6 protein-coding genes and 1 tRNA gene are annotated in these 12598 nt (G+C 42.3%); all 7 read left to right on the forward strand.

Going from position 1 to position 12598, the window contains the following annotated elements; translation table 11 throughout:
• Positions 1 to 21 precede the first annotated feature (21 nt).
• The 7 genes from ACPK8D_RS04590 to ACPK8D_RS04620 all read left to right on the forward strand — a co-directional run bounded on the left by ACPK8D_RS04590 (position 22) and on the right by ACPK8D_RS04620 (position 12588).
• On the forward strand, positions 22 to 468 hold the full coding sequence (locus tag ACPK8D_RS04590; RefSeq protein ID WP_424716673.1) for a response regulator: 447 nt from the start codon (positions 22 to 24) through the stop codon (positions 466 to 468).
• Between the two features lie 32 nt (positions 469 to 500).
• On the forward strand, positions 501 to 2366 hold the full coding sequence (locus tag ACPK8D_RS04595) for a PAS domain S-box protein (RefSeq protein WP_424716674.1): 1866 nt from the start codon (positions 501 to 503) through the stop codon (positions 2364 to 2366).
• A 691-nt stretch (positions 2367 to 3057) separates the two neighbouring features.
• The gene (locus tag ACPK8D_RS04600; protein WP_424716675.1) at positions 3058 to 6042 is read left to right on the forward strand and encodes a PAS domain S-box protein; all 2985 of its coding nucleotides are present in this window, start codon (positions 3058 to 3060) and stop codon (positions 6040 to 6042) included.
• A gap of 411 nt (positions 6043 to 6453) precedes the next feature.
• Positions 6454 to 9738 (forward strand): PAS domain S-box protein, encoded by a 3285-nt coding sequence (locus ACPK8D_RS04605; protein ID WP_424716676.1) that lies wholly within the window; start codon positions 6454 to 6456, stop codon positions 9736 to 9738.
• A gap of 645 nt (positions 9739 to 10383) precedes the next feature.
• Positions 10384 to 10460 (forward strand) — tRNA-Lys (locus ACPK8D_RS04610).
• Between the two features lie 85 nt (positions 10461 to 10545).
• Positions 10546 to 10782 (forward strand): DNA-directed RNA polymerase subunit H, encoded by a 237-nt coding sequence (locus ACPK8D_RS04615; RefSeq protein ID WP_424716677.1) that lies wholly within the window; start codon positions 10546 to 10548, stop codon positions 10780 to 10782.
• A 210-nt stretch (positions 10783 to 10992) separates the two neighbouring features.
• Positions 10993 to 12588 (forward strand): DNA-directed RNA polymerase subunit B'', encoded by a 1596-nt coding sequence (locus ACPK8D_RS04620; RefSeq protein ID WP_424716678.1) that lies wholly within the window; start codon positions 10993 to 10995, stop codon positions 12586 to 12588.
• Positions 12589 to 12598: the final 10 nt, after the last annotated feature.

Genomic DNA, 12598 nt, shown 5'->3' on the forward strand with positions numbered 1-12598 from the left:
TCTAGTAAGGGAGTCTCATAAATGAGAACAAAATTAGCAGGCAAACCCATAGAAATCCTTTTAGTGGAAGACAGTAAAGGCGATATTGGATTAATTGAAGAAGTTTTCGAAGAGGCAAAGATTAGAAATAACCTTCACATTGCAGAAGACGGAGAAGAGGCGATCCTGTTTTTAAACAAAGAGGGACAGTTTTTAGATGCCTTGCGCCCGGACATAATTCTTCTGGACTTGAATCTCCCGAAAAAGGATGGACGTGAAGTTCTGGAGGAAGTAAAAGGAGACCCCAACCTTAGAAACATACCAATCGTGGTTCTAACTACTTCTAAAGCTGAAGAAGATATACTTAAATCTTATAATCTTCACGCCAATGCATATATCACCAAGCCTGTTGACTTTGATCAATTTATAAAGGTAATTAAATCCATAGAAGACTTCTGGCTTCAGGTTGTAAAGTTGCCGTCAAAATAAAGCAAATGAGATCTGGACAGGACGATTTGGCTATGGATAAAAAGATCGAAATCCTGCTTTTTGAGGACAATCCCGGAGACGCAGGTCTGATTGAAGAGATGCTTGAAGAGTTCGCTGATTTTCGGTATGAACTTAGAAACGTCGAGACCCTGAAAGAAGGCCTGGACTTTCTGAGGGAAAGTCCGTTTGATGTAATATTATCCGACCTGGGATTGCCGGATAGCGACGGTATTGATACTTTTCTTGAAATCCATGCAGGGAATTCAAGAATTCCCATCATAATCCTGACCGGGATAAATGATGAAAAAATCGGAATCGAGGCTGTAAAACGAGGTGCACAGGACTATCTGATTAAAGGGCAGGTCGACGGAAAATTATTGAAACGTTCTATCCAGTATTCTATTGAGCGTAAGAAAGCCGAGGAGAAAGTCCAGAACCTGGCGAATATCGTGGAATCGTCAAATGATGCTATTATAACCAGGTCTCTTGACGGTTTAATTACCAGCTGGAATAAAGGGGCTGAACAGATCTACGGATATTCGGCTGAGGAAATTCTGGGTAAGCACGTAGCGATCCTGATACCATTTGCATTGAGCGAAGAAGCAAAAAGACTGGTTGAAATGATCAAGCAGGGGGAAAAGGTTCACCAGTATGAGACTTCACGCTTAAGAAAAGACGGTAAAATTATAGACATCTCAATGACTCTTTCTCCGATCTTCGATATTTCCGAAGAACTTATGGCGATCTCGATTATTGCCAGGGATATAACGGAAAGTAAAAAAGCCGAAGAGAAGCTTCAGAAAAGTGAGGAAAGATATCGGATCGTAACAGAGCAGACAGGCCAGCTCATATACGAGTACGATATCGAGGAAGATAAAATTTACTGGGCAGGCGCCATAGAAAAAGTTACGGGATATACTCAGGAAGAATTACTGAAGACCGGAGTCGAGCTATGGATAAATAATGTCCATCCTGACGACCGAAAAAAGGTATGGGATCAAAAGATAAGACACTGTGGGAAAAATACAGCGAGCATTGAAAATAAGAGAAATTTCTATCTGGAATATCATTTTAGAAGGAAAGACGGAGCTTATATCCATATCGAAGATCACGGAGTCTGCCTTCAAAGGGGGAATTATCTCACAAATAAAGTCCTCGGGATAATGAAGGATATTACAGAAAGGAAAAAGGCTGAAAATGCCCTGAAAAAGCTTGAAGAAGCCCGCAAAAAGGAAATCCATCACAGGATAAAAAATAATCTGCAGGTAATTTCCTCTCTGCTCGATCTCCAGGCTGAGAAATTCGCTGGCATCAACGCTTATGACACTTCAAAAGTCCTTGCAGCTTTCAGGGACAGCCAGAATAGGGTTATTTCTATGGCCCTGATCCATGAAGAACTGTATGGGTCAAAAGAAGTCAGCACTCTTAATTTCGCAGCATACCTGCAGAAACTGACCGAGGACCTTTTCAGGTGTTACAGCATTGGAGCTTCAGGAACCGATACCTTTCTGGAAATTGAGGAAAATATCTTCTTTGATATGGATACCGCAGTGCCCCTGGGCATAATTGTCAATGAACTTGTTTCAAATTCCCTCAAACATGCATTTCCAGGTGGGAGAACCGGAGAAATCCGGATCAAACTCTCCAGGGAAGAAAACGGAAAATGTGATAATTGCAGGCTCGAAGGCAAAAACGAAGCGTGCAAAAGTACTGGTTATGTTCTCGCCGTCTCGGATAATGGAGCAGGTATACCCGAAAGCATCAGTATAGAAGACTCCGGCACGCTTGGGATACAGCTGGTGACGATCCTGGTAGACCAGTTAGACGGGGAACTTGAGTTAAACAGGGACTCCGGAACTGAGTTTGTTATAAGATTTGAAGTTACGAAAACGCAATAAGAGTTTTCCGGAATTCACTCGAGTTTATTTTAAGAAGTTGTTAAATTTCTCTCTGAAGCCAGTTAAGTTTCCTGCAAACTCCAGCCTGATTTTGATACCAGTTAAGTTTCCTGCAAACTCCAGCCTGATTTTGATTGAATGAGTTATTGACGCTAGATTAAGATTTATGAAAAAAGCCTGGCTTTAGAGAAGCTATCAAAAGATACTTTAAATAGGACAATTATTATATAAATAGTATTTTATTTTCAGTATTTATTAATACTTTATTCTGGAGAAGGTTACTGGAGGGAGATCGGAATATCGTTTAAAGTCGGGCGAAAGTCTCCGTTTACCCGAACAATCGGGAAAAGCCCTATAAAAAAATTTTGCTTATAATAAATAAATCCAGAATAAATTTGCAGGAATTACTGGAGAGAAATGTAAGTTTACTGAACCTGATTTTCAATAGTTCAAGAGATATAAATTATTTTAACAATTATTTTATAAACGAGTAATTCTTATTTAAGAAAATAAATAAAATTTGATTTTTGTAAAAGTACCTGAACAGTAAATAAAGTGCTCGAATACTAAATAAGCTTCCGTATTTCTTTAAAATCTCCAGAGTCACTGCTGCTGAAACGGAATTAACGTAAAATCAGCAAAGGAAGCCGGGTTATTTAATTACAGCTACAGGTTATTGCAGGGCCTGTGTTTGAAAGGAAGAACAGGGTTGGAATACACGAAAGGGTGGGAAATGGGAGAGAGAATGAGAAAATCCGGCATTGATACTATTGGGGACATATCATGGGGAACGCACATCTGCCAGTTCTACCAGACAAAAGAAGATTTGATGGACATGCTTGTCCCTTATTTTAGAGCAGGGTTGGAAAACAATGAATTCTGCCTCTGGCTTACATCACAACCCATAGAAGTCGAAGCTGCAAAAGAAGCTTTGAGAAAGGCCATACCTGATTTTAATAATTATCTGGAGAAAGGGCAGATCGAAATTATTTCTTGCACGAACTGGTATTTAAAGGAAAATGATTTCGATTCTAAGAGAGTCTTAAATAGCTGGGCTGAAAAACTTAATCAGGCTATAGCTAACGGACATGACGGCCTGAGATTGAGCGAAAACACTTTTTGGCTGGAAAAAGAAGGCTGCAGGAACGGTTTCGATGAATATCGAGAAATACATAGAATCTCCGGCAATTACCAGATTATAGCGCTATGTTCATATTCTATCGACCGGTGTAACGCAGCCGAAATTCTCGATGTGCTTACCAATCACCAGTTTGCTTTAATCAAAAAGGAAGGAAAATGGCAACAGGTTGCAAGTTTCCAGCGCAAGTGTACTGAAGAAATACTACTGCGAAAAGAAGAAGAACTTCAGGAAGCAAACAAGGCATTGCAGGAAAGTGAAGAAAGTTTCCGGACATTGGCTGAAAATTCTCCTGACATGATTGCTCGTTTTGACAGGAAAAACCGCCACCTTTATGCTAATCCTGCAGCTGCGGATACCTGTGGTTGTTCTCAGGAAGAAATTATCGGGAAAAGTAATAGTGAACTGGGAATGAACCCTGAACAGGTGAAATTCTGGGGGAGACACTATGAAAAGGTTTTTGCCACAGGAAAACCCGAAAAAATAGAGTTTCATTATACATCCCCTCAGGGAAAAGAATACTATTTGAATACACAAATAGTGCCAGAGTTTGTTGATGGCAGAGTGACCTCTATTCTTGCTATTTCTCGCGATATCACTGATATAAAAGAAACAGGAACTAAATTAAAAGAAACACTCGATAACCTGGAAAATTTGGTTAAAGAACGTACAGTAGAGCTTGAAAAGGCTTATAATTCGTTAAAAGAAAGTGAAAGGAGTCTTGCTGAAGCTCAAAAAATGGCACATATTGGAAACTGGGACCGAAATCTTATAACTGGGGAGTCATACTGGTCTGAAGAAACATATCGTATTTTTAGGCGCAGCACTCAAAAAAATAGCGTAAAATATGATGAATTTTTAAGTTATATACATCCTGACGATCGGGACTATGTAGATAAAACAATTCAGAACAGGTTAAAAGAAAGTCCTCAAAGCATTGATTATCGGATTATCCTGGCTGACGGGGAAGAACGCACAATCCATTGTGAAGCGGAAGTTGTTTTTGATGAGAAAAATGTTCCTATTAAAGCGAGGGGAATAATTCAGGATATTACGGAGCGAAGGAAGGCTGAAAAGGCGCTTAAATTAAGCGAAGAAAAATACCGTATAATTGCGGAACAGACAAGGCAGCTTGTATACGATTATGACGTAGAGAAGAACGATGTTGACTGGGCAGGCAATATTAAAGAATTTACAGGCTACGATCCTGAAGAATTTAAAAACATAACTCTTTCCAGGAGAAGTCGTGTTCATCCCGAGGATCTGGATAGACTGCAAAGTAGTATTAAAAAATACATGAAGTATGGGGGCACTTATCGCTCAGAATACAGGTGCAGAAAAAAAGATGGAAGTTACACGTTTGTTGAAGACAGCGGGGTCTGCCTGAAAAACGAAAAGGGTAAAGTAAACAGAGTTCTTGGAACAATTAAAGATATTACAGAGAGAAAATCGTCTCAGGAAAGACTGGAGATGAGCGAAAGAAAGTACCGCTCATTTATACAAAACTTCAAAGGGATTGTTTATCAGGCAGATGAGAACTTTATTCCTCAGTTTCTGCACGGAGCCGTGGAAGAGATTACAGGATATAGTAAAGAAGAGTTTATGTCTGAACTTCCCTGGAAAGAAATTATCGATCCCGAATACCTGCCTACCATACTCAATGAAGGAATAAGACTTAGAACTTCCCCTGATGTTACAGAAAGGGAATTCAAAATAAAAAACAGGACCGGGAAAATAAAATGGATCCACGAAACCTGCCAGAAGATTCCTGGTGAAAACGGAAAACCTATTTATCAGGGTGTAATTTACGACATAACCGAAAGGAAGCAGGCAGAAGAAACCCTCGCAAATATAGAAACTGCACGTAAAAAAGAAACTCATCATAGAATCAAGAACAACCTGCAGGTAATTTCCTCCCTTCTTGATCTTGAAGCTGAAAAATTTAAGAATCGGGGATATATAAAGGATTCAGAGCTCCTGGAAGCTTTCAGGGAAAGTCAGGATAGAATAATATCCGTTGCCCTGATCCATGAGGAGCTGCACAAAGGTAAAGGAACCGATACTCTTAATTTTTCACCATATCTTCAGAGGCTTGCTAAAAACCTTTTCCAGACTTACAGGATTGGGGATTTAAACGTTAGCTTAAACATAGAACTGGAAGATAATATTTTATTTGAAATGGAAACTGCAGTTCCTTTAGGGTTAATTGTCAATGAACTTGTTTCGAATTCCCTCAAGTACGCATTCCCAGGCAGCAGCAAAGGGATAATTCAAATTAAACTCTGCAGGGAAAAAGACAGAGAATGTAGAAGCAATGCACCGGGAAGCAAAAAAGAAAATAATAAGGTCACTAGTTTTATTTTGACAGTTTCGGATAACGGGGTAGGTATACCTGAAAGTATTGATTTAGAAAATACCGATACTCTGGGCCTTCAGCTGGTAACCATCCTGGTAGACCAGTTAGGCGGTAAACTTGAATTGAAAAGGGGTTTCGGAACTGTATTCTCCATTGAGTTCACAGTAGCAGAAGAGCATTAAGAAGTTTTTTTCGAAAAATTTATTTATTGGCTGTGCTTTATAAAACTAATCTAAAAAGAGAAAGATAGTAAATTTACTGTACCTGATTTTTAATATTTTAAGATAAATGATAAATAATTCGATGCTTATAAAGAAATTTTATAAACCAGCAACTCATATTTAAGAGATCAATAGAGGTCCGGGTATTTTTGAAGAGATATCCAGTTAATCTAAATAATTAATAAATTCACAGATATTTCGAATAAATTCACGGATATTTCTGAAGATATCCAGGTTTATTTTTATTGAAAGACGATATGAGTGACATCGACATAAGAAACCTGGAGTAACTTTAAAATTATAGCTGTAACTTATTACAGAACATACTTTTGAATATTGAATGGCATTGGAATAAGCACGAGAAGGCAGGGAATGGAAAAAGAGCTGAGGAGATCTGGTATTGACATTATTGGGGATGTGCCCTGGGGAACGCATATCTGTCAATTCTACCAGACAAAAAAAGAACTGATGGAGATTCTGATTACCTACTTTAAAGCAGGGCTGGATAACAATGAATTCTGCCTCTGGGTCACGTCAGAACCCGTGGAAGTCGAAGATGCAAAAGATGCCCTGAGAAAATCCATACCTGATTTTAATACTTATCTTGAGAAAGGGCAGATAGAAATTATCCCTTACACTGACTGGTTTGTTACCGACGGGATTTTCGATCCGAAGAGGGTATCCAGCAGCCGGTTTGAAAAGCTCAATCATGCTCTGGACAATGGTTTCGATGGCATGAGGCTTAGCGGGAACACTACCTGGCTGAGCGAAGAAAGCTGGAATAATTTCATCGAATTTAAGGAACAGACAGACAAATCCATGGATACTTACAGGATGATAAATCTATGCACCTATTTTCTCGATAGGCATAACGCAGCCGAGATAATCGATGTAGTCGTAAATCACCAGTTCGCTTTGATCAAAAAAGAAGGAAAGTGGAAAAGCATAGAAAGCTCCAAACGCAAGATGGCTGAAGCAGCGGCTGTTCAGGCCACGAAAAACTGGGAGTATACTTTTGATGCCGTGCCAGACCTGATAGCTATAATAGATGACGAGTATCGAATTGTTCGTGCAAACCGGGCAATGGCGGCAAGATTGGGGGTGACGCCGGAAGAGTGTGCAGGCTTAGTCTGTTATCGTGTTGTCCATGGAACAGACAGTCCCCCCTGTTCTTGCCCACACCGTCAGATGCTTGAAAATGGGCTTGAGCATACCAGAGAAGTTCACGAAGACAGCCTGGGTGGCGATTTCATAGTGAGTGTCTCGCCACTGCATGATTCCGAAGGAAAGCTCACAGGATGCATTCACATTGCCCGCGACATAACAAAACGTAAGCGGGCCGAAGAGGCACTCCTCGAGAGTGAGGAACGGTTGCGCTTTGCGCTCGAAACCATCCACGCCGGGGCGTGGGACCTTGACCTTGTGAATCATACCGCCTTTCGGTCACTCGAGCACGACCGCATCTTCGGCTACGATCAACTTCTCCCGGAGTGGACCTACGAGATGTTCCTCGATCACGTGCTGCCTGAAGACCGTGCGATGGTTGATGCAAAGTTCCGCAAGGCCATGACCACATGCAGCAACTGGAATTTCGAGTGTCAAATTCGGCGTGTGGACGGTGAGGTTCGGTGGATCTGGGCAGCCGGGCGGCACCGTGCGGATGCTACCGGAAGCGGGAGCCGGATGGTGGGCATTGTTCAGGACATCACCGAGCGCAAACAATTGGAAGAGCAAACTCGCCAGCGAGCCGAAGAAATTGAAACCGTGATGGAAGTGGCGCCTGTTGCTATCTGGATTGGCCACGACCCTCAATGCCATAATATCACTGGCAACCAGATGGCCAACGAAATCTATGAGGCCAAATTCGGAGAAAATGTCTCGGCGAACGTGACACCTGTGCGGCGTTTCTTCCACAAGGGCCGCGAGTTGACAGCAGATGAACTGCCCATGCAAGAGGCTACTTTGAAGGATATAGATGTGCGCAACGCGGAATTTGATGTGCTGTTGCCAAGCGGGGAATGGCGGGGACTTATGGGGTCAGCCAGCCCGCTCCACGATGCAGATGGTCATGTGCGTGGCAGTGTTGGCACATTTATCGATATTACCGAACGCAAGAAGGCTGAAGAATCCCTGCGGAACAGCGAGATGCGCCTGCGAAGGCTATACGAATCAGGCCTGATAGGCGTGATTTACTTTACCCTTGAAGGTCAGATTACCGATGCCAATGACAGGTTCCTGAAGCTGGTAGGGTACACGCGCGAGGACGTGCAGGCCGGAAAGGTAAACTGGGAGCAGATGACACCTCCGGAATACCGTGCCCTGGATAAGTATATCATCGAGAAACTGAAAGATACCGGCGTGGCTACACCTTATGAAAAGGAATTTATTCGCAAAGACGGTTCGCGAGTGCCCGTTATTCTCGGGGCGGCCACAATCGATGAGGCAAGACAGGAGTGTATAGCTTTTGTTCTCGATATTACCGAGAGCAAAAAGATAGAAAAGGCTCTCCGAAGAGCCCATGATAGTTTAGAAGAAAAAGTTAAGGAGCGTACAGCTGAACTTAACGAAGCTTATGACTCATTAATAGAAAACGACAGAAGGCTTTCTGAAGCTCAAAAAATGGCTCACATTGGAAACTGGGACTGGAATATTATAACTGATAAAAAATATTGTTCGGATGAAATGTATCGGATTTTCGGGCTTGATCCTGAAAAATTCCACCCTACTTACGATGCATTTTTAAACTTTGTGCATCCCGACGATCGAGCCCGAATGGATAATGCCTTTAAAAGAGCTTTAGATGGAAGAAAGCTCGATGCTATTGATTGTCGAATTGTCTTAGCTGATGGAAGACAGCGCGTAATCCATATACAGGCCGAAGTTATTTTTAATGAAAAACAAATTCCTGTCCGGGTGAGAGGGACAGTCCAGGATATTACCGAGAAAAAAGAAGCCGAAGAAGCCTTTTTGAATGCTATAACTGCCCGTAAAAAAGAAATTCACCACAGGATCAAGAATAACCTGCAGGTAATTTCATCCTTGCTTGACCTCCAGGCTGAAAAATTCAAAAACAGGAAACACGCTGAAGATTTCGAAGTCCTTGAAGCCTTCAGGGAAAGTCAGGATAGAGTAATATCTATTGCCCTGATCCACGAGGAACTGCATGAAGGCGAAGGGGCCGATACCCTGAACTTTTCTCAGTACCTGCAGAAACTCGTTGAAAACCTTTTCGAGACATACAGGTTTGGGAATCCCGATATTAGCTTGAACCTGAATCTTGAAGAGGACGTTTTTTTTGGCATGGATACTGCAGTGCCTCTGGGTATGATTGTTAACGAGCTTGTTTCAAACTCCTTCAAACACGCCTTTCCGGGAGGGAAAACAGGAGAGATCCGGATTAATCTGTGCAAAGAAGAAAAAGGAAAAACTGGAAACGGCGAAATCGGAGGCAAAAATGAAGCTTACAAGAGCAGGTATATTCTGACAGTTTCGGATAGCGGGGCGGGTATTCCTGAAGAGATTGATCTGGAAAACTCCGACACACTTGGAACACAGCTGGTAACTATTCTGGTAGACCAGTTAGATGGCGAACTTGAGTTGAAAAGGGACTTCGGAACTGAATTTGTTATAAAACTTACAGTCGCGGAAAATCAGTAAAAACTTTTCAGGAGCCTTTTCAGGAGCCTCTTAAGTTTCAAGAAAGTTTTAGCATTTCTAACCTTATTCTGGTTAAGTAATTTGTTAAATATTGGATTAAGTAATCTATCGATTAAGTGATCTATCGATTAAGTGATCTATTGATTAAGTAATCTATCGATTAAGTAATCTATCGATTAAGTGATTTATAGTATATTATAGTATAGAATAGATCAGGTACCTTATAGAATAGATCAGGTACCTATTAAATGAGATTCTGGATTTTAATGCTTTATTTTTGGAGAGGGTGACTGACGGGAAATCGGGACGTTATTTAGAATCGGGGCAAAAGTCTCCGTTTACCCGGATATATGGAGAGATAAATTATATTTTGGCCTTACTTTTAAAAAAGTGAAATTCTCGTACATATATCTTTCCAGCAAAATCGGGAAAAATTCTCTAAAAATCCTGCACGTAAGAAAGAAATTTAGCCTAAATTTACAGGAATCCAGGGAGAAAAAAGGATCTCACCATAAACTATTTATAGAATAGCTATAATTAGAGGGTTGCACCGGTGTAAGAGGTGCTCCCTGAGGCAGCGGGGCAGCAGGGTGGCATGAAAAAATCACCGTGGTGTAAAGAAGTAAAGATGGAGAAAAAGCAACTGGGCCCGTAGCTCAGTCAGGCAGAGCGACTGGCTTTTAACCAGTCGGCCTAGGGTTCAAATCCCTACGGGCCCGCCATGTTCTTTATTATACCCGGCGGAAAGGCCATTCGCGGGAAAGTTTAACCAAGTTTTTTGAATACTTTATTTTTGGAGGAAAGGATTTGACAAAATTCAGCCTGCTCGACCATGAGTCGGTCCCTAAACATGAAATAATGTCTGAGGGCGAGTTAAAGTCTGTTTTAAGCAAGTATTCCATTGAAAAGGAACAACTTCCGAAAATCAAAGTGCAGGATCCTGTTACTAAAGAAATAGGAGCCGTTGTCGGAGACGTAGTGAAAATCACAAGAAAAAGTCAAACTGCAGGGGAGGCAGATTATTACAGACTTGTGATCGAGTAAGCGGAGGGGAGTAAACCGCTTGCATGACCATGTTTTCTTCACGGAATGTCTTTTGAATTCCATGCACCATCGTACGGAAAAATTCAATAACTGCACACCGATCTGAAGATCATAATTTCTTGATTTTCATTTTAACAAAGCAAAGAGGGTGCTATCATCGCGTTAGAAACCAGTACACTGTCGCAGGCTTATTTTACACGGGATAAGATCGTGCAGCACCATATAGACTCATTTAACAAGTTTATAGATTACGGGCTGCAAAAAATCATAGATGAACAGAGAATAATAGAAACCGATATCGAGGATACTTACCTTAAACTCGGAAAGATCCGGGTAGAACATCCTGTGGTAAAGGAAGCAGACGGGGCAATCGAAAAACTTTATCCCAACGAGGCAAGGCTCAGGAACCTCTCGTACTCAGGCCCTCTATACCTCGAAATGAGCGTGGTAAAAGAAGGGGTTGAGTCCGAGGTAATGGAAGCGAAAATCGGGCAGCTTCCGATCATGGTCAAATCCAAGATCTGTAACCTTCCCGGGCTTAGCGAAACTGAAAAAGTTCGCTATGGGGAAGATCCTCTTGATCCCGGGGGATATTTCATTATCGGCGGTACCGAAAGGGTAGTTATGACCCTTGAAGACCTCGCTCCTAACAAAATTCTTGTAGAGTATGGCGAGAGGTACGGCGATACTATAGAGGTTGCAAAGGTTTTCTCCCAGAAACGCGGATACAGGGCTCTCGTAATCGTAGAAAGAGGAAGAAAGTCCCTGCTCGAGGTTTCCTTCCCTTCGATCTCAGGCAGAGTATTCTTCATTACCCTGATGAGAGCTCTTGGGATTGTAACTGACGAAGATATTGTAAATGCAGTTTCAAGTGATCCCGAAATTATCAAGTTCATGCTGGAAAACCTGGAAGAAGCCGAGGTCGAAACCCAGGAAGAAGCAATTGAGAAAATCGGGGCTCGGGTAGCTGCAGGCCAGGCTAAGGAATACCAGATAAAAAGAGCAAACTATGTTATTGACAGATACCTGTTCCCGCATCTTGGAAACGATATGAGAGACCGGGTCTCCAAGGCTCACTTCCTGGCAAGAATGGCTGAATCCTGTTTCGAGCTGGCCCTTGGCAAGCGTTCGGAAGACGACAAAGACCACTATGCAAACAAAAGGCTGAAACTCGCAGGAGACCTGATGGAAGACCTCTTCAGGGTATCTTTCAACAGGCTTGCAAGAGATATAAAATACCAGCTCGAGCGCGCAAACATGAGGAACAGGGAACTGAACGTCGCCACAATAGTCAGGGCAGATGTGTTGACTGACCGCCTGCAACACCCACTGGCAACCGGAAACTGGGTCGGAGGAAGAACAGGTGTATCTCAGCTCCTTGATAGGAATGACTATATTTCCACACTCTCCCATCTGCGCCGTGTAATTTCTCCCCTTTCCCGAGCCCAGCCTCACTTCGAGGCCAGAGACCTGCATGCAACCCAGTGGGGAAGGCTCTGTCCTTCGGAAACCCCTGAAGGCCCGAACTGTGGCCTTGTGAAAAACTTTGCCGAGATGGTTGAGCTTTCCACAGGTATAGAAGAGACCGACAGCATGAAGAAAATACTCCATGACCTGAACGTCGAGCGTGTAGTTGTAAAGGTACCGGAACTCCCGGCCAAGCTGAAGGAAACCTTACTTGACGAGTTCGGGGAAGAGATTGTGGAAGAGTTTGAAGAACCTGCGGAACCCGAAACCAAATACAAAGATGAAGAGTTCTACGATTATTCAGATATGGATGATGCCGGATCAATGTTCGGTGATTGAGGGGTCGATT

The sequence above is a fragment of the Methanosarcina sp. genome (genome assembly GCF_049706645.1).
Lineage (GTDB): Archaea > Halobacteriota > Methanosarcinia > Methanosarcinales > Methanosarcinaceae > Methanosarcina.

Excerpts from the sequence above, each read along its gene's own strand:
- ACPK8D_RS04595 (WP_424716674.1), top strand. The coding sequence starts at position 501 with ATGGATAAAAAGATCGAAATCCTGCTTTTTGAGGACAATCCCGGAGAC.
- ACPK8D_RS04590 (WP_424716673.1), top strand. The coding sequence starts at position 22 with ATGAGAACAAAATTAGCAGGCAAACCCATAGAAATCCTTTTAGTGGAA.
- ACPK8D_RS04605 (WP_424716676.1), top strand. The coding sequence starts at position 6,454 with ATGGAAAAAGAGCTGAGGAGATCTGGTATTGACATTATTGGGGATGTG.